This is a genomic window from Streptomyces sp. SAT1 (assembly GCF_001654495.1).
Classification (GTDB): Bacteria; Actinomycetota; Actinomycetes; order Streptomycetales; family Streptomycetaceae; genus Streptomyces; species Streptomyces andamanensis.
This window is the reverse complement of record NZ_CP015849.1, coordinates 5,277,952-5,299,134: the sequence shown is the minus strand read 5'-3', so window position 1 is coordinate 5,299,134 and position 21,183 is coordinate 5,277,952. Positions and strand designations below refer to the sequence as shown.

The following is a 21,183-nucleotide window of genomic DNA, read 5'->3' as shown; positions in this document are numbered from 1 at the left end:
CACGCAGCGAACACACCCGAGCGGGGAGAGACCCACCATGTCGCACGCCTACCAGCAGATGATCTTCGTGAACCTGGCGACCGAGGACGTGGCCGCGTCCCGGAAGTTCTTCACCGAGCTGGGCTACACCATCAACCCGCGGTTCTCCGGCGACGACTGCGCCTGCGTCGTCATCAGCGACACCATCGTCACCATGCTGCTCGGCAAGAAGCGCTACGCGGACTTCACCGGAAAGGAGATCGCGGACTCCACCCGGACCAGCGAGGTGCTGCTCTGCCTGAGCGCCGAGAGCCGCGAGAAGGTCGACGCGATGATCGACAGGGCGGTCGCCGCCGGCGGCACGGTGAGCGGCGAGACGCAGGACCACGGGCACATGTACGGCCGTTCCTTCGACGATCTGGACGGCCACTCCTGGGAGATCGTGTGGATGGACCCGGCGGCGGTGGAGAGCTGAACCTGCCTGCGGAGCAACGGAGTTAAGGAACAAGCGAAGTAAACATCCTTCCTCCGCTTATCCGTTGACACCCCCAGCGGGGCACTTGCAGACCTGTGCCCCCTGGGGGTTCCGGGGCGCTCCCCGCCTCGCCCGGCCGCCCCAACCTCTCCGCCGTCGTCACCGTGTACCGGCAGGACAGCGACGCCGGTGCACAGAAGAGCGGCGAGCAGCCGGTCAAGGGCTCGGCGCGGGGCACCGAGATCACGTTCACCGAGGACTGGCGGCCCGGCTCCGACTCCCCCGCAGACGCAGTCCACCGCACCGGCCCCGGCACCGACCGCCTCGCTGAGCGCCACACGCTCCCGTACGCCGCCGCACCGGAGGGGGAAGGCGTCGGCGTACGGTCAGCCCAGCACCACCACGTCGTCCGGGTCGAACGCCACGCCCGTCTCCTCCCCGGTCCCGGGGGCCGCGCGCAGCGGGCAGGCCGCTTCCAGCGGCGGCGCGTCGCGCGGCTGGAGGCGCAGGGCGACATGGGTGCCCTTGAAGGTGCGGGCGGCCACCGTGCAGCGCAGGCCCTCCTCCGCCGGGACGAGGCGGACACCGGCGGGGCGTACGAGGAGGGTCCGGGTGCCCTGGGGCGCGTCCTCGGAGACCGGGACCTTGCCCCACGGGGTGAGGGCGGCCGTGCCGTCGACCTTCGCCTCGATCACGTTCTCGAAGCCGAGGAAGCGGGCGACGAAGGCGTCCGCGGGACGCTGCCACACCTCAAGTGGCGTGCCGGACTGGGCGATCCGGCCGTCCCGCATCACCACCACCCGGTCGGCGAGCGCGAACGCCTCGCCCTGGTCGTGGGTGACGGCGAGCACGGTGGTGCCCAACCGCCCGAACAGTTCCCGCAGTTCGACGACGAGCCGTTCGCGCAGCGAGCGGTCGAGTTGGCCGAGGGGTTCGTCGAGCATGAGCAGCCGGGGCCGGGGCGCGAGGGCGCGGGCGAGGGCCACGCGCTGCTGCTCGCCGCCGGACAGGGCGGCCACCGGACGCGCGCCCGCGCCCGGCAGGCCGACGAGTTCGAGGAGTTCGGCCACCCGGGCGGCCTGCTCCTGCCGGGTGGCGCCGTGCATCCGCGGCCCGAAGGCGACGTTCTGGGCCACGTCCCGCTGCGGGAAGAGCTGGTGGTCCTGGAACATCAGGCCGACCTCGCGCCGGTGCACCGGCACCCGCGCCTGGTCGCGGCCGTCGAGCAGCACCTGCCCCGAGTCCAGCGCCTGGAGTCCGGCCACCGCCCGCAGCAGCGTCGACTTGCCGCTGCCGCTGGGGCCGAGCACGCACACGGTCTCGTGCTCCGCGACCGCCAGGTCGACCGCGTCCAGCGCGGCCCGGCCGCCGAAGCGCACGGTGGCACCGCGCAGGTCGAGCAGCATCAGAACTCCCCCGTCCGCTCGCCGCCGCGCAGTCTCTCCAGTACCAGCAACGCCACCGCGCACACCACCATGAGGATCGTCGACAGGGCCATGGCCTGGCCGTAGTTGAGGTCGCCGGGCCGGGAGAGCAGCCGGGCCACGGCCACCGGCAGGGTCGGGTTGTCGGGCCGGGCGATGAACACGGTCGCCCCGAACTCCCCGAGGGAGACCGCGAAGGCGAACCCGGCGGCGATCAGCAGTGCCCGCCGCACCAGCGGCAGGTCCACCTCCCGCCACACCCGCCACGGCGACGCCCCCAGCACGGCCGCCGCCTCGCGCAGCCGTACGTCGACCGCGCGCAGCACCGGCAGCATGGTCCGTACGACGAAGGGCACGCCGACCAGGGCCTGCGCGAGCGGGACCAGGATCCAGGACTGCCTGAGGTCCAGCGGCGGCTTGTCCAGGGCGATCAGGAAACCGAAGCCCACGGTCACCGCCGACACGCCGAGCGGCACCATCAGCAGCGCGTCGAAGCCGCGGACGAGCCGTCCGGCGTCCCGCCGGGTGAGCGCGGCGGCGGCGAGGGAGCCGACGGCGACGGCGATGGCGGTCGCGGCGGCGGCGTAGGACAGGGAGGCGCCGACCGCGTGGAGCGGCGCGACCAGGAAGGTGCCGCCGTCCGGGTCGGCCAGCGCGCGGTAGTAGCCGAAGCCGGGTGCGGTGAGCGAGCGCTGTACCAGCACGGCGAGCGGCAGCAGCACGAGCAGCGCGATGCTCGCGAGGACGGCGGCCAGCAGCGTCCACTGCCCGGCGCCGCGCGGGCGGCGGGCGGTGCGGGCGGCGTCCACCAGCCGCAGCGCGCTCTCCCGGCGGCGCACGGTCCGGGCGTGCACGGCGAGGATGGCTCCCATGGCGGCGAACTGCACGAGGGTGAGGACGGCGGCCGTGGACAGGTCGAACATCTGCGAGGTCTGCCGGTAGATCTCCACTTCGAGGGTGGAGAAGCCGGGGCCGCCGAGGATCTGCACCACGCCGAAGGAGGTGAAGGTGAACAGGAAGACCATCAGCGCGGCGGCGGCGACGGCGGGTGCCAGGGCGGGCAGGGTGACCTTGCGCCAGGCGGTCAGCGGCGAGGCGCCGAGCATCCGCGCGGCCTCCTCCTGCCGCGGATCGAGCTGGGCCCACAGGCCGCCCACGGTCCGTACGACGACGGCGTAGTTGAAGAAGACATGGGCGAGGAGGATCGCCCACACGGTGGTGTCCAGGCGCACCCCCCACAGGTCGTCGAGGAGTCCGCCGCGTCCGACGAGGGCGAGGAAGGCGGTGCCGACGACGACCGTGGGCAGCACGAACGGCACGGTGACCACGGCCCGCAGTACATTCCGTCCCGGGAAGTCGTAGCGGGCGAACACATAGGCGCCGGGCAGGGCGATCAGCAGGGTGAGCGCGGTGGAGGCGAGCGCCTGCCAGGTGGTGAACCACAGCACGTGCCGGATGTCGGACCGGCCCAGCACCTCGCCGAACGGGCTCCACTGCCAGGCGCCGCCGGAGTACAGGCCGCGCCGGACGATCGCGGCCACCGGATAGGCGAAGAACAGCGCGAAGAACGCGACGGGCACGGCCATCAGGCCGAGCCGCGCCGCGTTCGCCCGGCGGCGCCGCGCCCGGTCCCCCGCGGCGGGGCCTGCCGCGCGGGCTACTTCACTACGAGGGAGGACCACGTCTTGACCCACTGGTCGCGGTTGGCGGCGATGCGGTCGGGGGCCATGGTCCGGGGGTCCTTGGCCTGCGGACCGTACGTCGTGAAGTCGGCGGGCACGGCGGCTCCCGCGCGCACCGGGTAGACGAACATGTTCAGCGGCATGTCCTGCTGGAACTCCTTACTGAGCAGGAAGTCGAGGAACGCCTTGCCGCCCTTGGTGTTCCCGGCGTTGCTCAGCAGCCCGGCGTACTCGACCTGCCGGAAGCAGGTGGCGTCCACGACGCCGGTCGGCGCGGTCTTCGGCCTGGGGTCGGCGTAGATGACCTCGGCGGGCGGCGAGGAGGCGTAGGAGACGGCGAGCGGCCGGTCGCCCTTGGCCTTGCGGCCCCCCGCGGAGCCGGAGAACTCCTGGTTGTACGCCTGCTCCCAGCCGTCGACGATCTTGACGCCGTTGTCCTTCAGCTTCTTCCAGTAGTCCTGCCAGCCCTTGTCGCCGTACTGGGCGGCGGTGCCGAGCAGGAAGCCGAGGCCGGGCGAGGAGGTCGCCGCGTTCTCGGTGACCAGGAGGTTCTTGTACTGCGGCTTCAGGAGGTCGTCGAAGGAGGCGGGCGGGGCCAGCTTGTGGTCGGTGAAGTACTTCTTGTCGTAGTTGACGCAGATGTCGCCGGTGTCGACGGGCGTGACGCGGTGCTTGGCCTGGTCGACGCGGTAGCGCCGGTCGACCGTGCCGGAGTCCTTCGGCTCGTACGGCTGGAAGAGGCCGTTGTCGAGGGCGCGGGACAGCAGCGTGTTGTCGACGCCGAAGAAGACGTCGCCCTGCGGGTTGTCCTTGGTGAGGATGGCCTTGTTGACGGCCTGTCCGGCATCGCCGTCCTTGAGGATGCGGACCTTGTACCCGGAGCGCTTCTCGAAGTCCGCGATGACACTCTTGGACGCGGCCCACGAGTCGTGGCTGACCACGGTCACGGTCGTGGAGTCGGCCGCCTCGCCCCCGGAGGACCCGCACGCGCAGAGGGCGACGAGGCCGAGGCCGGCCGCCGCGGCGGCGAACGTCTTGTGGTGCACTGGATTTTCCTCCTGGATGGTGGCCAGGAAGAGACGCGGCCCTGCCCGGTGTCCGCGCGGGACGCGGGACACCGGGCAGGGCGCAACAGCTCGAGTGATGACCGAACTTCCTACCCAGAATGACCTGGGCGAGGTTCAGAGGGTCTGCGGCCGGTGCCGCACTCTCAGCGCTGTGGCGCTCCCCTGTCGGAATATGAAGATGTGTTGTACGGCCTCAGACTACCGCTCGGCGACCACCCGGCGACCACCCGGTGACGCCCGGCTACCGCTCCGTGGCGGCCAGCTGTCCGCAGGCCCCGTCGATCTCCTGGCCGCGGGTGTCCCGGACCGTCACCGGCACTCCGTGCGCGGCGATGGCCTCGACGAACGCCTTCTCGTCCTCGGGCCGCGAGGCGGTCCACTTGGAGCCCGGCGTCGGGTTGAGCGGGATGAGGTTGACGTGCACCGGCTTGCCCCGGAGCAGCCGGCCGAGCCGGTCGCCGCGCCACGCCTGGTCGTTGATGTCCCGGATCAGCGCGTACTCGATGGACAGCCGGCGCCCGGAACGGGCGGTGTACTCGAACCCGGCGTCCAGCACCTCCCGCACCTTCCACCGCGTGTTGACCGGCACGAGGGTGTCGCGCAGCTCGTCGTCGGGGGCGTGCAGGGAGATCGCGAGCCGGCACTTGAGGCCCTCGTCGGTGAACCGGTTGATCGCCGGGACCAGGCCGACCGTGGACACGGTGATGCCGCGCTGCGACAGCCCGAGCCCGTCCGGCTCCGGGTCGGTCAGGGCGCGGATGGCACCGATCACCCGCTTGTAGTTGGCCAGCGGCTCGCCCATGCCCATGAACACGATGTTGGACAGCCGCGCCGGTCCGCCCGGCACCTCGCCGTCGCGCAGCGCCCGCATGCCGTCCACGATCTGGTGCACGATCTCGGCGGTCGACAGATTGCGGTCGAGACCGGCCTGCCCGGTCGCGCAGAACGGGCAGTTCATCCCGCACCCGGCCTGCGAACTGATGCACATCGTCACCCGGTCCGGGTAGCGCATCAGCACCGACTCGACGAGCGTCCCGTCGAACATCCGCCACAGCGTCTTGCGCGTCGTCCCCTCGTCGGTCGACAGATGCCGCACGACCGTCATCAGCTCCGGCAGCAGCGCCTCGCGCAGCTTCTCCCGCGAGCCGGCCGGGATGTCCGTCCACTGCTCGGGGTCGTGCGCGTACCGCGCGAAGTAGTGCTGCGAGAGCTGCTTGGCACGGAACGGCTTCTCACCGATCGCGGCCACAGCCTCCTTGCGCTCGGCGGGCGAGAGATCGGCAAGATGCCGCGGCGGCTTCTTGGCTCCGCGCGGCGCGACAAAAGTGAGTTCTCCGGGCTTGGGCATGGTGGTACCAGTGTCGCAGATCGACTCGGGTGGGCCGGCCGGTGAGGCGAGCGGAGGGGCGAGAGCGGGCGAGGCCCCTCCCCCGGTGGGGAGGGGCCTCGTTCGGGCTGTGCGGCGGCGCGGGGGCCGGGGTCCTGCGTCCTGGGTCAGGTGGAGCCGACGAAGAGGACCATCAGGAGCCAGACCACCGGGGCGGTGGGGAGGAGGGAGTCGAGGCGGTCCATGATGCCGCCGTGGCCCGGCAGGAGGGTGCCCATGTCCTTGATGCCGAGGTCGCGCTTGATCATGGACTCGCCGAGGTCGCCGAGGGTGGCGCTGGCGGCGACCGCGAGGCCCAGGAGCAGGCCCTGCCACCAGGCTCCGTCGTCGATCAGGAACTGCATGCACAGCGCGCCCGCCACCATCGCGAAGGCGACCGCGCCGAGCAGGCCCTCGCGGGTCTTGCCGGGGCTGATGCGCGGGGCGAGCTTGTGCCTGCCGAAGCGCCAGCCGACGGCGTAGGCGCCGGTGTCGCTGACCACGGTGAGGATCAGGAAGGTCAGGACGCGGTACGGCCCGTCGTGCGCGGTGAGCAGCATCGCCACGAAGGTGGCCAGGAACGGGACGTAGAACGCGGCGAAGACGCCCGCCGTGACGTCCTTGAGGTAGCCCTCCGGCGGCTGGGTCATCCGCCACACCAGGACGGCGAGCGCGGTGAGCGCCATCGCCACCCAGGCGCCCTCGGCGTCCCGGACGTACCCGGCGACCACCATCGCGGCGCCGCCGACCGCCAGCGGCACGAGCGGCGCCCTGATGTCCTTGCGCTCCTGGAGCCGCGAGGTCAGCTCCCACAGGCCGACCACGACGGCGACCGCGATGACGCCCACGAAGACGGCCTTGACGACGAACAGCGACGCGACGATCACCACGCCGAGTCCGAGACCGACGCCTATGGCCGCGCCGAGGTCCCGTCCCGCGCTCTTCTTCTGCGGTGCCTGCGGGGCGGGCGCCGGCTGCGGGGCGTCGGGCATGGGCTCCGGATTCTGCGGCGCCGACCCGTGGGCGGGCGGCGTCCGCGGCGTGTCGTAGGGCCGCGGCTGCGGCGCCTCGTACGGCTGCGGATGCGGATGCGGCTGCGGGTGGGACTGTGGCCTGTCGTACGACTGCGGGTGCGGCTGCGGGTGTGCCTGCGGCGGCCGGGCCGGGTCGTACGACTGCGGCTGCGGCTGCTGCGGCTGCGGCTGCGGCTGCGACGGGTCGTACGGCTGCTGCCGCGGCGCCTCGTCGCGGAACAAGGGGCCGCCCGGCATGCGCGCGGCCCCCCGGTCGTCATCCTGGTTTCCGCCGTGTGCGGGCACCTCGGGCACGATGGGCAGGGGGCGGGTGTGCTGAGCGCCCGGCGCATCGTACGCGGGGCCCGCGGGGGCGGTCCCCGGGGCGGGGACCTGGCCGGGTGCCCCGTCGGCGGGCCCCCAGTACCCGGCTTGCTGCGGCGCTCCCCAGGAAGAGTCGTTCATCAGACCTCGAGCAGCTCCGCTTCCTTGTGCTTGAGCAGCTCGTCCACCTGTGCGACGTACTTCGCGGTGGTGTCGTCGAGCTCCTTCTCCGCACGGCGGCCCTCGTCCTCGCCGACCTCGCCGTCCTTGATCAGCTTGTCGATGGCGTCCTTGGCCTTGCGGCGCACGGAGCGGATGGACACCTTGGCGTCCTCGCCCTTGCCCTTGGCGACCTTGATGTACTCACGGCGGCGCTCCTCGGTCAGCTCCGGGAACACCACTCGGATGATGTTGCCGTCGTTGCTCGGGTTGACGCCCAGGTCGGAGTCGCGGATCGCCTGCTCGATGTTGCGCAGCGCGGTCTTGTCGAACGGGGTCACGACGGCCATGCGCGGCTCCGGCACGGAGAACGAGGCCAGCTGGTTGATCGGCGTCGGCGCGCCGTAGTAGTCGGCCACGATCTTGTTGAACATCGCCGGGTGCGCACGGCCGGTGCGGATCGCGGCGAAGTCCTCCTTGGCGACCACGACGGCCTTCTCCATCTTCTCCTCGGCCTCGAGGAGGGTCTCTTCGATCACCACTTGCTCCTGCGTGTCTTGAGTAGGCCCGGCTGCGGATCCCGGTCGGGGCCGTCGGCCGGCTGCGTCGCGTCTTCTTCCTGCACGGTTCCCGACCGGCAGGACATTGTCCATCCCCCGGTCCGGCTCCGTCCCGTCCGTCCCCCGGACAGGTGCCGCGCCCCGGACCGCTGCCGGAGGGGGACGAGCGCCGGGGCGGGACGGGCCGCCGGTCCGGGACGGGTGGGCCCGGTCACTCCCGGCCGGGCTGGTCACCCACAAGCGTGCCGATCTTCTCACCCTTGACGGCGCGGGCGATATTGCCCTCCTTCAGGAGCTCGAAGACGACGATCGGGAGCCGGTTGTCGCGGCACAGCGTGATCGCGGTGGCGTCGGCGACCTTCAGGTCCCGGGTGATGACCTCGCCGTAGCCGAGGGCGTCGAACTTCACGGCGTCCGGGTTGGTCTTCGGGTCGGAGTCGTACACCCCGTCCACGCCGTTCTTGCCCATGAGCAGCGCCTCGGCGTCGATCTCCAGGGCGCGCTGGGCGGCGGTGGTGTCGGTGGAGAAGTACGGCATGCCCATACCGGCGCCGAAGATGACCACGCGGCCCTTCTCCAGGTGGCGCACGGCGCGCAGCGGGATGTAGGGCTCGGCGACCTGGCCCATGGTGATGGCGGTCTGGACCCGGGTGTCGATGCCCTCCTTCTCGATGAAGTCCTGGAGGGCGAGGCAGTTCATCACGGTGCCGAGCATGCCCATGTAGTCGGAGCGGGCGCGGTCCATGCCGCGCTGCTGGAGCTCGGCGCCGCGGAAGAAGTTGCCGCCGCCGATGACGACCGCGACCTGCGCGCCGTCCCGGACGACGGCGGCGATCTCACGGGCGATGGCGTGCACCACGTCCGGGTCGACCCCCAGGCCCCCGCCGCCGGAGAAGGCCTCTCCGGACAGCTTCAGCAGAAACCGGCCGGTCACTTTGCCGTCATCGCTCTTCTGGGCCTTGGTGGTCATGAGATCCCGCCTCTGTTACGTGGTGCACATGCGAAGAAGGCCATTGCCGGTGGGGTGGTTCGCATCCCATGCGGCGGCAATGGCCTCCTCGTCAGTTCTGCTGTCGTCCGCCGCGCGCGCGTGCGCGGTGGCAGGCACGCGCGGCGTGGACGACTGCTGTCGACCCTATCCGGGTCCGACGTCCGGCGCGGTGCGGACTCAGATGCCGACCTTGATGCGCGTGAAGCGCTTCAGGGTGACACCGGCCTCGTCCAGAACCTTCTGGACGGACTTCTTGTTGTCCAGCGCGTAGGGCTGGCCGAGCAGGGTGGCGTCCTTGAAGAAGCCGTTCACCCGACCCTCGACGATCTTGGCGATCGCGGCCTCGGGCTTGCCCTCGGCGCGGGTGGTCTCCTCGGCGATGCGGCGCTCCGACTCGACGACCTCGGCCGGCACGTCCTCCTTGGAGAGGTACTTCGGCGCGAAGGCGGCGATGTGCTGGGCGATGCCCTTGGCGACCTCGGCACTCGGCTTGTCCAGCTCGACGAGGACACCGATCTGCGGGGGCAGGTCGGGCATCGTGCGGTGCATGTACGCGGTCACGAAGCCGTCGGAGAACTGCGCGAAGCGGTCCAGGACGATCTTCTCGCCGAGGTTGGCGTTGGCCTCGTCGACGTACGCCTGGACGGTCTTGCCGGCCTCGATCTCGGAGGCGAGCAGGGCCTCCAGGTCGGCCGGGGAGGTCTTGGCGACGTGCTCGGCGATGGTCGTGGCCACGGCCTGGAACTTGTCACCCTTGGCGACGAAGTCCGTCTCGCACTTCAGCTCGACGAGGACACCGGAGGAGTTGTCGTCGGCGAGGATCGAGACCACGGCGCCGTTCTCGGCGGAGCGGCCCTCGCGCTTGGCGACGCCCTTCTGGCCCTTGATGCGCAGTGCCTCGACGGCCTTCTCGACGTTGCCCTCGGCCTCGTCCAGCGCCTTCTTGCAGTCCATCATGCCGGCGCCCGTGAGCTCACGGAGCTTCTTGACGTCGGCGGCGGTGTAGTTCGCCATGAGTCTGTGAATCTTTCTCGAAGTCTGGAAGATCGAAGATCAGGGGGTCGCGGCCCTTGTACCAGAGTCCACCGACACGCCACCGATCCACGGGTGAACGGCGGGGGCTGCGGGCGCCCCTCCCGTGCCTGCGCGGCACGGGAGAGGTATGCCGTCGGCCCCCGCCGTCAACTCTGACGTCGGCAGGTCAGGCCTGCTCGCCCTCGGCCTTGACCTCGGTCTCGGTCTCGGCCTTGACCTCGGCGGCGGCCTCCTCGACGGCCTCGGCGACCGGGGCGTCGGGGGCCGGAGCCTCGGCGGCGGCCTCGACGGCCTCGGCGGACTCGTCCGCCTTCTTCTCGCCCTCGAGCAGGTCGCGCTCCCACTCGGCGAGCGGCTCGCCCGCGGCCTTCTCGCCCTTGTCACCGGCGTTGACGCCGGAACGGGAGATGAGGCCCTCGGCGACGGCGTCGGCGATCACACGGGTCAGCAGGGTGACGGAGCGGATCGCGTCGTCGTTGCCCGGGATCTTGTAGTCGACCTCGTCGGGGTCGCAGTTGGTGTCGAGGATGGCGACGACCGGGATGTTGAGCTTGCGGGCCTCGCCGACCGCGATGTGCTCCTTCTTGGTGTCCACGATCCAGACGGCGCTGGGCACCTTCTGCATCTCGCGGATACCGCCGAGGGTCTTCTCCAGCTTGGCCTTCTCGCGGGAGAGGACCAGCAGCTCCTTCTTGGTGAGGCCGGAGGCGGCCACGTCCTCGAAGTCGATCTGCTCGAGCTCCTTCAGGCGCTGAAGGCGCTTGTAGACGGTCGAGAAGTTGGTGAGCATGCCGCCCAGCCAGCGCTGGTTGACGTAGGGCATGCCGACGCGGGTGGCCTGCTCGGCGATGGCCTCCTGCGCCTGCTTCTTCGTGCCGACGAACATGACCGTGCCGCCGTGGGCCACAGTCTCCTTGACGAACTCGTAGGCGCGGTCGATGTACGACAGCGACTGGAGCAGGTCGATGATGTAGATGCCGTTGCGCTCGGTGAAGATGAAGCGCTTCATCTTCGGGTTCCAGCGACGGGTCTGGTGACCGAAGTGGACGCCGCTCTCCAGCAGCTCCCGCATCGTGACGACGGCCATGGCCGTATCTCCTTGAATTTCTCGGTTGTGCCGCGGGTGCCGGACGGCTCCCGCGCCTGACGCCCGCGGCGCGCCGTGCCACGAAGGACCGAGGGGCGCTGACACCGACCGTTGCCGACCGGAGTGTCGGGGCGTGCGAAGTCGACCCGGTGACCCGGATCGCCACCAGAAGTGTACGGGACCCGGAAGGTGCCGGGTGACGCCGCTGTCCACAACCGGTGCGTCGTCCACAGACTCCGGCCGGTTCCGGCCGTTCGCGGGAGTGTGGAGGCACCCGGATACGGGCGTGGATGCGGATGCGGAGGGCGGTGCGGGTGTGGAGCGGTGGGTGGGCCGGTGGCTCGCGGGGCTGTGTCTGGGGGCGACGGCGGTGCTGTCGGTTCCGGTGGCCTGGGGCGCGGGAAGCACGAGGGACGCGGGGGGCGTGAGCGGCGCGGCGGGCGCGGGCACAGGCGCGGGCGCGGAGGCTTCGGCCGATGCGCCGGTGCCCGCGGTGGGCCGGGCGTGGCCGGTGGGGTCACGCCCGCCGGTCCTGCGCGGCTGGGAACCTCCGGCCACGCCCTACGGCCCCGGCCATCGCGGCGTGGACCTGGGCGCGCCGCCGGGCACCGCGGTACACGCGGTGGCGGCCGGTCGCGTCTCCTTCGCCGGGACCGTGGCCGGGCGGGGGGTGGTCTCCGTGGAACTGGCGGGGACGGGATCCCCTGCCCTGCGCACGACGTACGAGCCGGTACGGGCGTCCGTGCCCGAGGGCGCCGAGGTGGCGGCCGGTGAGGTCATCGGGACGGTGGAGGCGGCGGGGACGGCTTCCCACTGCGGCTCCGGCTGTCTGCACTGGGGCCTGCTCCGGGGCGAGACCTACCTCGATCCCCTGCTGCTCCTGCCGCCCCGGCTGCTGAACGGCGGTCCCGCGCGTCTGCTGCCGGTCCTCGGGGTGCCGCTGCCTCCGTGACGAGCGCGAGAGGGGCGGGAGCTCTTGGGAGGGGCGAGGGGTGGGGTGGGGGGAGGGGTGCCTCTATGTCTTTGGTCAAGCGAGGCGTGGGGTTCGGGGTTCGTAGAAGGTGCCGTCGCGGAGCATTGCGAACAGTACGTTGATCCGTTGTCGGGCCAGGCGGAGGAGTGCCTGGGTGTGGGTCTTCCCGCGGGCCCGACAGCGGTCGTAGTAGGTGCGGGAGGTGGGGTCGTGCAGTGCGGCGAAGGCGGACAGGAACATCGCGCGTTTCAGTTGCCGGTTGCCGCCTCTGGGCGCGTGTTCGCCGTGGATCGAGGTCCCCGACGACTTGGTCGTGGGGGCGAGGCCGGCGTAGGAGGCCAGGTGGGCGGCGGTGGGGAAACTGGTGCCGTCGCCGACGGTCACCAGCAGCGTGGCGGCGGTCCTGACCGCGACCCCCGGAATCGAGGTCAGGACCGCGGAAAGAGGGTGAGCCTCCAGCAGCTGTCCGATCTGGGCTTCCAGGGCTCGTCGCTGTTCTTGGACGGCCGCGAGCGACCGGGCCAGGGAGGGGATCACGAGGTCGAGGGTGCCGGTGCCCGGGACCGTGACGGTCTGCTCGTCGAGCGCGTCGAAGACCTGGTCGATCAGCCGCTGGGCCATGCGCGGGGCCTTGGGACGGATCACCTCGACCAGCTTGCGGCGTCCGGCTTTCCGCAGGGCGGCGGGGGATCCGTGGCGTTCCAGCAGCCAGGTCACCGCCGGGTGGTCCAGACGCGGGCCCAGGGCGCGTTCCAGGCTGGGGTGGAACTGGCTGAGCAGGCCGCGTATCCGGTTGGAGGTGCGGGTGGCCTCGGCGGCGAGGTCCTGGTCGAAGCCGACCAGGACGGTCAGTTCGGCGGTGATCTCGTCGGTCACTTCCAGCGAGCGCAGGGTGTGCGGCATGGCCCGTGCGGCGTCCGCGATCACCGCAGCGTCCTTCGCGTCGGTCTTCGCCTCGCCCGGGTAGAGATCGGCGATCCGCCGCATCGAGAGACCGGGCAGGTAGGCGACCTTGCAGCCGGTCTCCCGGGCGATCGTCAGGGGCAGGGCTCCGATCGAGGCGGGCTGGTCCACGATGACCAGCACGGTGCCGAACTTCGCGGCCAGCTTGTCCAGGACGGCCCGCAGCTTCGGTTCGCTGTTGGGCAGCTGCTTGTCGAAGACCTTCTTCCCGGCCGGGGTCAGTCCGTGCCCGTGGTGGGTGCTTTTGCCGACGTCCAGGCCGAGGAAGACGCCCACGTCGCCGATGTCGAACATTGTGCTCCCAACTGGTTCTGTGCGGTGCTGGCCAGGGCTTTGGCGTCGTGTGCGCGCATCCACGTTATGCAGACCTGCCGTCGGCAAACGGCCGGGCATTGCGCCAGGCCGGGCGGTGGTCGGACCTCTCATCAGCGTCTCCAACGGCGCCCCCCAGGCCCGGTGACACCACCCCCCAGGTCATCCGTTCGACAGGGGGGGAACAGTCATGCCGGACCCGGAGGCCAGCGGCCCTCTTTCAGGACCGCGGAAAACAAAACGGGGGAGGGGGAGGGGGAGGCCCCCCAGGGGGAAGAGGGCGGGGGCGGCAAGGCGGTGTGCGGGTCAGCCCCGGACGCCCCGGAGAGCCATCGCCACGGCCGCCTCCGCGACGGCCGAGGGCTCCTCGACCCCCAGCTCGATCCGGCGCACGGCCGCGTCGACCACGCCCTGGAGCAGCATCGCGGCCAGCCGGGGCTGCTCGTGGCCCAGCTCGGCCAGTGCCTCGACGATCATGGCGACCAGTCCGCCGTGCGCGGCCCGGATCTTCTCCCGGGCGCCGGCGTCCAGCTCGCTCGCCGAGATCGCCACGACGGCACGGTGCCGCTGGTCGCCGACGAGGTCCAGCTGGGCGCGGACGTACGCCTCGACCTTGGGCCCGGGGCCGTCCGCGGCGTCCATCGCCGCCGACACCTCCGCGGCCCAGACCGGGAAGTCGGCCTCGCACAGCTCCTCGACCACGGCGGCCCGCGACCGGAAGTACTCGTACACCGACGAGCGCGCGAGCCCCGTCCGCTCGGCCAGCGCGGGGAAGGTCAGCGCCTCCGTACCGCCCTGGGACAGCAGGGTGCGCGCCGCGTCCAGCAGGGCGGCACGCTGCATCGACCGGTGCTCGGCCACGGAGGCCGCTCGAATCCTTGGCACGTCGTCCACTCTACGGACGCGGCGCCCGCGGCGGGAGTCGCACCGGGCGCACACCGCGTCCCGCGCGGTGCGCGCCTACGCGCTCAGCGGCCGAAACCCGCCAGTTTCGCGCGCAGCTGGAGGACGGACTTGGTGTGGATCTGGCTGACCCTGCTCTCGGTGACGCCGAGCACATTGCCGATCTCGGCGAGCGTGAGTCCCTCGTAGTAGTACAGGGTGACGACGGTCTTCTCCCGCTCGGGCAGGGTGTTGATCGCGCGGGCCAGGAACCGGCGCAGCTCCCGGTCCTCGGCGACCTCCACCGGGTTGTCGGCGGCGGTGTCCTCCAGCGTGTCCATCAGGCTCAGCCGGTCCCCGCCGTCGCCGCCCACGTGCAGCAGCTCTTCCAGCGCCACCACGTTGGCCAGCGACAACTGGCTGAAGACCGCGTGGAGTTCATCGACCGCGATGCCCATCTCGGTGGCCACCTCGCCCTCCGAGGGGGTGCGCCGCAGCCGGGCCTCCAGCGTCGCGTACGCCCGCTCGACGTTGCGTGCCTTCTGCCGCACGGACCGGGGGATCCAGTCCAGCGCCCGCAGTTCGTCGATCATGGCGCCGCGGATCCGGGTGATCGCGTACGTCTCGAACTTGATCTCCCGGTCGATGTCGAACTTCTCGATCGCGTCGATGAGCCCGAACACGCCCGAGGACACGAAGTCGGCCTGTTCCACATTGGGCGGCAGGCCGACGCTCACCCGTCCCGCGACGTACTTCACCAGCGGCGAGTAGTGCAGGATCAGTTGCTCCCGCAGCCTGTCGTCCCCCGTCGCCTTGTACGACCGCCACAGCTCGTCGAGCGTCGAGGGAGCGGGCGGCCGCACGTTGCCACCGTCGCGGGCGGCTGGGGGGATCGCCGCCCGGTCGGACCCGGAGGTGTGCTGGGGCATTCGTCGCCTTGTGCCGTTCTGCCGTGGGATGCGGCTTTCTGGGTGAGCTGTCGGTCTGGGTTCGGTATCGGGTTGTCCGCGTCGGAACCACGTGAGCGTAGCGTGACTGAAGTGTCGCGGTGCGCGAACGACGGGGCACAGCGCGTGCGCAGATACGTTCCGCAAGGCGCTCCACCGGGTCACGCGCGTCACCCTGGGTGATATGGGGAACGCCCAACTGCGGGAATTTACGCAGGCGTAGGCGTTCCCCCGGACGGCCGAACACGCTCGGTCAACAAGGCTCCGGATCTCGTCGTCCGGAGATCACCGCCTGGCGTGTCAACTTCCATCCGTCGCCATGTCGTTCGACGTAACCGAGCGAGCGGAGTTCGTAGAGTCCGGCGACCGCGTCGTCCGGTGTCGTGCGGGCGCCGCGGGCGATCTCGGCCGCGGTCGGTGCGCCGCTCGCGGGCAGTGCGGCGAGGATCTGCCGTGTCTCCGGTGGCAGCAGGTCGCGCGGGAGGACGGGGCCGCGCCGCTCGGGGGCGAGTTCGCCGATGTCGCCGATCAGCTCGGCGACCTCCGCCGCGTCGGTGACCAGCGTCGCGCCGCCGCGCAGCAGTTCGTGGACGCCTGCCGACAGGGCGCTGGTGGCCGGTCCTGGCACGCCCATGGTGTGCCGGCCCAGGCGCTGTGCGGCCCGTGCGGTGACCAGGGAGCCGCTGCGGTAGGCCGCCTCGACGACCACCGTGCCGCGGGTGAGGGCCGCAATGACCCGGTTGCGGACGATGAATCTGCTGGGTGTGGGGTGCTCGCCCGGCGGCAGCTCGCCGATCACCAGGCCCTGCTGGGCGATCCTGGTGAGGAGACCGGTGTGGCCGCGCGGGTAGGGGCGGTCGACGCCGCAGGCCAGCACGGCGACGGTGGCGCCCGCGCCGGCGAGCGTGCCGCGGTGGGCCGCGCCGTCGATTCCGTAGGCTCCGCCGGACACCACCACCCAGCCGCGTTCGGTGAGTCCCGCGGCGAGCGTGGCCGCCATGTGCGCGCCGTAGTCGGTGCAGGCACGGGCGCCGACCAGTGCCACCGACCGCAGCGCCCACATGCGCAGGCTGGGCCGGCCGCGCACCCACAGGCCGGTGGGCCGGGCGTCCCCCAGGTCGTCGAGCTGGGCCGGCCACTCGGCGCCCCCGGGGTGCACGAACCGCACTCCGGTCTCCCGGGCGACGGCGAGGTCCCGCTCGGGGTCGGCCCGGACGGCGCGGGCGCACAGGCCGGCCCAGCGTTTGCCGGACACCCCGGGCAGCGGTGTCGTGCCGTCCCGCAGCCGCCGTGCCACGGTCTGGGCGCCCAGTTCCCGCACCCACCTCCCTCCGGTCGCGTCTCCGGGCTCCAGCACCCGGCTGAGGAAGACCCGTGCGAGGAGTTCCGCGTCTGGCCCTTCCGGTCGGTCCTCTTCCGGTCGGCCGGGGCCCCCGGGCGGAGCCGCCCCGTCCGGCGGCCCCGGCCGATTCGGTGGGTGAGAGCCGTCCCCTGGGGGTGAGTCCCCAGGCGGGCGCGAGCGGCCGGGCGGGGCTGCCTGAGCGGAAGGTCGCGGGTGGGCGGAGGGGCACGGATGAGCGGACGCGGAGGCGTCCGCCGCCGGGACCGATCCGCCGGGCGAGGCCGGGCCACCGTCCGGGGCCGAGCCGTCGGACGGGTCCCGGCCACCGCCCGGGGCCGGACCACCGGACGAGTCCCTGCCACCGGTCGACGCCACTCCCCCGGCCCGAAGCCGGTCCCCCGCCTGAAGCCGGTCCCCGGCCGGGGCCGGGCCGTCAGCAGGAGTCGAACGTTCCGGCGAAGGCCGGGCGCCCGCCGGTCCACCGCGCCGCCCCGGGGCGGTCGTCCGATGGCCCGGGGCGGTCGTCCGATGGCCCGGGGCGGCCGCCCGGTGGCCTGGAGCAGCCGTGCGGTGGCGCCCTGGAGCGGTCACGCGGTGGTCCGGGGTGGTCATGCTGTCGCTCCGAGGGCCATGGGGACGCCGCGAGGTACTCCGGTGCGCAGTTGGAGGGCGAGGGTGACGTCCGTGGCGTCGGGGCGGGCGTGGCCGACGAGGTCGGCGACCGTCCAGGCGACGCGGAGCACGCGGTCGAGTCCGCGTGCCGTGAGGAGGCCGCGCTCCAGGCCGCGTTCGGCCTCGTCCATCGCTCCGGGGGCGGCCTGCCAGCGGCTGCGCAGCTCGCGCCCCGGGACCTCGCTGTTGGTGCGCCAAGGGGTGCCGGTGAGCCGGGCGGCCGTGCGCTCGCGGGCGGCGCGCACCCGGTCGGCCACGGTGGCCGTGGACTCGCCCCGGGCGTCCGGGCGGGCCAGTTCGGCGCGGGTGACCGGGTCCACCTCGACGCGCAGGTCGACCCGGTCGAGCAGGGGTCCGGAGAGTCTGGCCTGGTAGCGGCGGATCGCCGCCGGTGAGCACTCGCAGAGGGTGTCGCGCTGGGAGAAGCGTCCGCAGGGGCACGGGTTGGCGGCGAGGACCATGAGGAACTTCGCCGGGAACCGTACGACACCGGCGCTGCGGGCGATCACCACGTGGCCCGCTTCCAGGGGCTGGCGCAGGGCGTCGAGGGCGTGACCGCTGAACTCGGGGGTCTCGTCCAGAAAGAGCACGCCCCGGTGGGCGAGGGAGACGGCCCCGGGGCGTGCGATGCCGGGACCGCCGCCGACGAGGGCCTGCATGGTGGCGGAGTGGTGCGGGGCGCAGTAGGGGGCGAGGTCGACCAGCGGTTTGCCCGGTGGCAGCAGTCCGGCCACCGAGTGGACGGCGGTGACCTCCAGGGACTCCTGGCGCTGGAGCGGGGGCAGGACGGCGGGCAGGCGCTCGGCGAGCATGGTCTTTCCCGCGCCCGGCGGTCCTTCCAGGAAGAGGTGGTGTCCGCCGGCCGCGGCGACCTCCACGGCCGTGCGGGCGGAGCGCTGGCCGACGACGTCGGCGAGGTCGTGTCCCTGGTCGTGCTGGGCGGCTCCCATGCTGTGCATGCCGGTGGCCGCGCCGGTGCCGGGCATGCGCAGTCCGGCCAGCAGCGGGTCCGGGCGGCCCTGCTCGTCGGGTTCCTCCTGCGGTACGGGTTCGTCGGTGAGGACGGCGATCAGCTGGCGCAGGCTGCGGATGCCGAGCACGGAGATGCCGGGCACGAGGGTGGCCTCGGCGGCGGCGCACTCGGGGACGACCACCTGTTCGTATCCGGCGTCGGCGGCGGCCAGGACCGCGGGGAGGATGCCGCGCACCGGGCGTACCCGGCCGTCCAGGCCCAGTTCGCCGATCATGACGATGTCGGCCAGTACCCGGGGGTCGATCCGCTCGGCGGCGCCGAGCACCGCGCAGGCCACGGCGAGGTCGAAGCCGCTGCCGGCCTTGGGCACCGAGGCGGGGCTGAGTCCCACGGTGAGTTTCTTCTGGGGCCATTCGGCGCCGGAGTTGACGACCGCGGCGCGGACCCGGTCGCGGCTCTCGGTGAGGCTCTTGTCGGGCAGTCCCACCAGGGTGAAGGCGGCGACGCCCGGTTCGAGGTCGGCCTGGACCTCGACGACGACGCCCTCGACCCCGACGAGGGCCACGGAGCACGTACGGGCGAATCCCATCAGGCGGCCCCCCGTACGTGCTCGACGGCGGGTGCGCCGCGCGGGGGCAGCCGGACGCCGACCAGGTCGATGCGGACGCCGCCGGGCGGGGCTCCGCCGTGGGTCTGGATCCAGCGTTCGGCGAGGCCGCGCAGTCGTTCGGCCTTCTCGGGGGTGATCGCGGCCATCGGGTGCTGGAAGGCTCCGGACCTGCGGGTCTTCACCTCGCAGACGACCAGGGTGTCGCCGTCGAGGGCCACGATGTCGATCTCGCCGGTCCTGCCGCAGCGCCAGTTGCGCTCCAGGACCGTCATGCCCGCCTGGGCCAGCCTGCGGGCGGCCAGCCCCTCTCCGTACCTGCCGAGCGCGCTGCGCGCCTGTTGTGTGGTCATGTCGGCACCACCTCCGGCGCCAACGGTCACGGATCAGGGCCCACAGAGTGGATCTTGGTGCGCTACTCGCGGATTGTGGACAACTCCGTCACTCCCGCGAGTGAAATCCGGGCGCGTGACACCCGAGCCGCGGCGCCCGCCCCCCCCTCGTAGCGCCCGCCCGCCGCGTCCTCTCTCGCGACCGTGACCGCGTCCGGCTCAGCCGCCCGGCAGTTCCAGGTCGCTCTTGTTCAGCTCCTCGATGTTCACGTCCTTGAACGTGAGGACGCGCACCTGCTTGACGAACCGGGCCGGCCTGTACATGTCCCACACCCAGGCGTCGGCCATCGACACCTCGAAGAACACCTCGCCCTGGACCGAGTGCACCTGCATCTCATAGTCGTTCGTGAGGTAGAAGCGCCGCTCGGTCTCGATCACGTATTTGAACAGACCGACGACATCGCGGTACTCCCGGTAGAGCTTCAGCTCCATCTCGGTCTCGTACTTCTCGAGGTCCTCGGCGCTCATGGCATGTTCCCCTTCAGCCGTGCGGTCCCCCCATTGTGCGCCAGTCCCGGGGGCCCCTAGACGATTTCGGTGTCCAGGGTCACGGGCGCGGCCGGGGGACCTTCGTCGAGCAGTGCGCGCAGCAGCCCGGCGAGTCTGGTCGGGTACACGGTCTCATGCGTCCGCTCCAGTTCCCGACACGTCCACCAGCGCGCTCCGGCGACGCTCAGCCGCTCCAGTTCGGTCAGGGCCGTGGCCGCGGTCTCCGTCTGCGTCGTACGGGCCAGGAAGTACCACTCGTCCTGGTCCCAGCGGCGGCCGGCGAACGGGAAGGAGCAGCGGCGGCGCCAGAGCACCGGGCCGAGCCGTACGTCGGTGATGCCGGTCTCCTCGGCGAGTTCGCGCAGGGCGGCCTGTTCGCGGGTCTCGTCGCCCTCCAGGCCGCCGCCGGGCGTGAACCACCAGTCGTCGCTCTCGTCGTCCGGCTCATGGCCGTGCAGGAGCAGGACTCGGTCGTCGGGGTCCAGCAGGACCACCCGCGCCACCTTGCGCAGCCCGCCGTCGTACCCGTCCGCGCCGTGCCCGGTGTCCGTGGTGTCAGCGGGCACGGGCCGGCTCCGTCCGGGTCCGGCCGCGGCCGCCGCCCAGCAGCCTGGCGACCGGGCCGTACGCGCCGCCGGCCAGGACCAGCACGGCACCCGCGACGATCAGGGCAATGATCGTGCGCAGCGGTCCGGGCTGCGAGAGCGCGCCCAGCGCGGCGAACCCGGTGGGGCGTTCCAGCATGCCCTTCATGGGCCAGATCACGGAGTCGACGCGGGCGGTGACGTCGGCGCGGGCGACGGTGCCCTGGGCGGCGTCGGTGAGGTGGGCGGTGGAGTCCAGCGAACCCTGGCGTTCGTCGCCGAGCAGGAACAGCCGTCCCTCGGGCACCTTCACGGTGGTGAAGCCCGTCAGCTCGGCGGGGCCGCCCTTCAGGTACGGCTCGTCGATCTGCTTGCCGTTGACGGTGAGCCTGCCCCGGGTGCAGCAGGAGACCGTGTCGCCGCCGACGGCGACCACGCGCTTGACCACGGGTGCGTCCGCCACCCAGGTCCTGTCGTGGAAGACGACGACGTCGCCGCGGCGCACCTCGTCGCCGTCGACGCGCTGGGCGAGCACCCGGTCGCCGATGCCGATGGTCGGGGACATCGAGCTGGTGGGCACGGTGTAGGGCCGGTAGACGACGGCCGCCCACGCGAAGCCGCCGAGGAACAGCACCATGCCGAGCGCCACGGCCAGTCCGGACAGCCGCTGTCCGGTCCTGCCGCCCGCCGGTGCCTTGCCGGTGCCGCCGCCGCGCGGGGCCGTACGTGTCGTGCTCTCGCCACCCATGGATCCGCACCCTACCCGGCGGTACCGGCCGCGGGCAGCCCCCTTCGGGGCCCCCGGCAGCGGCTCCACGGGGGCTTCACGCACGGGGCCTTCACGGAAGCGGACGGCGCGGACGGAACATGTCCGTCCGCGCCGTC

The 21,183-nt window shown here is 72.2% G+C and carries 20 protein-coding genes; 2 read left to right on the top strand and 18 right to left on the bottom strand.

Translation table 11 applies throughout. The features are described 5' to 3' along the window. The first annotated feature begins 37 nt into the window (after positions 1 to 37). The gene (locus A8713_RS23005; RefSeq protein ID WP_064535489.1) at positions 38 to 454 is read left to right on the top strand and encodes a VOC family protein; all 417 of its coding nucleotides are present in this window, start codon (positions 38 to 40) and stop codon (positions 452 to 454) included. A 386-nt stretch (positions 455 to 840) separates the two neighbouring features. On the opposite strand, the gene A8713_RS23000 is transcribed toward A8713_RS23005, so the two are convergent. From A8713_RS23000 to rpsB, 9 genes are all read right to left on the bottom strand, one after another. Further along, positions 841 to 1,860 carry an ABC transporter ATP-binding protein gene (locus tag A8713_RS23000; protein ID WP_064535488.1) on the bottom strand — a complete coding sequence of 340 codons (1,020 nt, stop codon included), beginning with the start codon at positions 1,858 to 1,860 and terminating at the stop codon, positions 841 to 843. Beyond that, positions 1,860 to 3,464 (bottom strand): ABC transporter permease, encoded by a 1,605-nt coding sequence (locus A8713_RS22995; RefSeq protein ID WP_064535487.1) that lies wholly within the window; start codon positions 3,462 to 3,464, stop codon positions 1,860 to 1,862. Before A8713_RS22995 ends, A8713_RS23000 begins: the two co-directional genes overlap by 1 nt. A 71-nt stretch (positions 3,465 to 3,535) precedes the next feature. After that, positions 3,536 to 4,606 carry a thiamine ABC transporter substrate-binding protein gene (locus tag A8713_RS22990; RefSeq protein ID WP_064535486.1) on the bottom strand — a complete coding sequence of 357 codons (1,071 nt, stop codon included), beginning with the start codon at positions 4,604 to 4,606 and terminating at the stop codon, positions 3,536 to 3,538. Positions 4,607 to 4,868: 262 nt separating this feature from the next. After that, positions 4,869 to 5,975: a 23S rRNA (adenine(2503)-C(2))-methyltransferase RlmN gene (rlmN, locus tag A8713_RS22985; RefSeq protein ID WP_064535485.1), complete on the bottom strand. Its 1,107-nt coding sequence runs from the start codon at positions 5,973 to 5,975 to the stop codon at positions 4,869 to 4,871. A gap of 146 nt (positions 5,976 to 6,121) precedes the next feature. Further along, positions 6,122 to 7,471: a phosphatidate cytidylyltransferase gene (locus tag A8713_RS22980; RefSeq protein WP_443069742.1), complete on the bottom strand. Its 1,350-nt coding sequence runs from the start codon at positions 7,469 to 7,471 to the stop codon at positions 6,122 to 6,124. Next, entirely contained in the window at positions 7,471 to 8,028 is a 558-nt protein-coding gene (gene frr / locus A8713_RS22975) for a ribosome recycling factor (protein ID WP_064537659.1), read from the bottom strand. The genes A8713_RS22980 and frr overlap by 1 nt, the downstream gene beginning before the upstream one ends. A gap of 232 nt (positions 8,029 to 8,260) precedes the next feature. Next, positions 8,261 to 9,019, bottom strand: coding sequence for a UMP kinase (gene pyrH, locus A8713_RS22970; protein WP_018567963.1), 759 nt, complete (start codon positions 9,017 to 9,019; stop codon positions 8,261 to 8,263). A 198-nt stretch (positions 9,020 to 9,217) separates the two neighbouring features. Continuing rightward, on the bottom strand, positions 9,218 to 10,054 hold the full coding sequence (gene tsf, locus A8713_RS22965; RefSeq protein ID WP_018567962.1) for a translation elongation factor Ts: 837 nt from the start codon (positions 10,052 to 10,054) through the stop codon (positions 9,218 to 9,220). Positions 10,055 to 10,241: 187 nt separating this feature from the next. Further along, positions 10,242 to 11,162 carry a 30S ribosomal protein S2 gene (rpsB, locus tag A8713_RS22960; protein ID WP_064535484.1) on the bottom strand — a complete coding sequence of 307 codons (921 nt, stop codon included), beginning with the start codon at positions 11,160 to 11,162 and terminating at the stop codon, positions 10,242 to 10,244. A gap of 424 nt (positions 11,163 to 11,586) precedes the next feature. Here rpsB and A8713_RS22955 point away from each other — a divergent pair, with 424 nt between their 5' ends. Next, positions 11,587 to 12,114 (top strand): murein hydrolase activator EnvC family protein, encoded by a 528-nt coding sequence (locus tag A8713_RS22955; RefSeq protein WP_064535483.1) that lies wholly within the window; start codon positions 11,587 to 11,589, stop codon positions 12,112 to 12,114. Between the two features lie 75 nt (positions 12,115 to 12,189). Here A8713_RS22955 and A8713_RS22950 read toward each other — a convergent pair whose 3' ends face one another. The 9 genes from A8713_RS22950 to lepB all read right to left on the bottom strand — a co-directional run bounded on the left by A8713_RS22950 (position 12,190) and on the right by lepB (position 21,046). Further along, positions 12,190 to 13,392, bottom strand: coding sequence for an IS110 family transposase (locus A8713_RS22950; RefSeq protein ID WP_064535482.1), 1,203 nt, complete (start codon positions 13,390 to 13,392; stop codon positions 12,190 to 12,192). A gap of 324 nt (positions 13,393 to 13,716) precedes the next feature. Further along, positions 13,717 to 14,271, bottom strand: coding sequence for a TetR/AcrR family transcriptional regulator (locus tag A8713_RS22945; RefSeq protein WP_064535481.1), 555 nt, complete (start codon positions 14,269 to 14,271; stop codon positions 13,717 to 13,719). Positions 14,272 to 14,378: 107 nt separating this feature from the next. Then, the gene (gene whiG, locus A8713_RS22940) at positions 14,379 to 15,221 is read right to left on the bottom strand and encodes an RNA polymerase sigma factor WhiG (RefSeq protein ID WP_064535480.1); all 843 of its coding nucleotides are present in this window, start codon (positions 15,219 to 15,221) and stop codon (positions 14,379 to 14,381) included. Positions 15,222 to 15,492: 271 nt separating this feature from the next. After that, complete coding sequence (gene dprA, locus A8713_RS22935; protein ID WP_064535479.1) at positions 15,493 to 16,596, bottom strand: DNA-processing protein DprA; 1,104 nt, start codon at positions 16,594 to 16,596, stop codon at positions 15,493 to 15,495. A gap of 593 nt (positions 16,597 to 17,189) precedes the next feature. Then, complete coding sequence (locus A8713_RS22930) at positions 17,190 to 18,815, bottom strand: YifB family Mg chelatase-like AAA ATPase (RefSeq protein ID WP_064535478.1); 1,626 nt, start codon at positions 18,813 to 18,815, stop codon at positions 17,190 to 17,192. Then, the gene (locus A8713_RS22925; RefSeq protein ID WP_064535477.1) at positions 18,815 to 19,216 is read right to left on the bottom strand and encodes a YraN family protein; all 402 of its coding nucleotides are present in this window, start codon (positions 19,214 to 19,216) and stop codon (positions 18,815 to 18,817) included. Before A8713_RS22925 ends, A8713_RS22930 begins: the two co-directional genes overlap by 1 nt. A gap of 168 nt (positions 19,217 to 19,384) precedes the next feature. Further along, positions 19,385 to 19,693, bottom strand: coding sequence for a DUF2469 domain-containing protein (locus A8713_RS22920; protein ID WP_003965949.1), 309 nt, complete (start codon positions 19,691 to 19,693; stop codon positions 19,385 to 19,387). 56 nt (positions 19,694 to 19,749) lie between these two features. Next, positions 19,750 to 20,280, bottom strand: coding sequence for an NUDIX hydrolase (locus A8713_RS22915; protein WP_064535476.1), 531 nt, complete (start codon positions 20,278 to 20,280; stop codon positions 19,750 to 19,752). Further along, complete coding sequence (gene lepB / locus A8713_RS22910; protein WP_064535475.1) at positions 20,270 to 21,046, bottom strand: signal peptidase I; 777 nt, start codon at positions 21,044 to 21,046, stop codon at positions 20,270 to 20,272. Before lepB ends, A8713_RS22915 begins: the two co-directional genes overlap by 11 nt. Positions 21,047 to 21,183 lie beyond the last annotated feature (137 nt).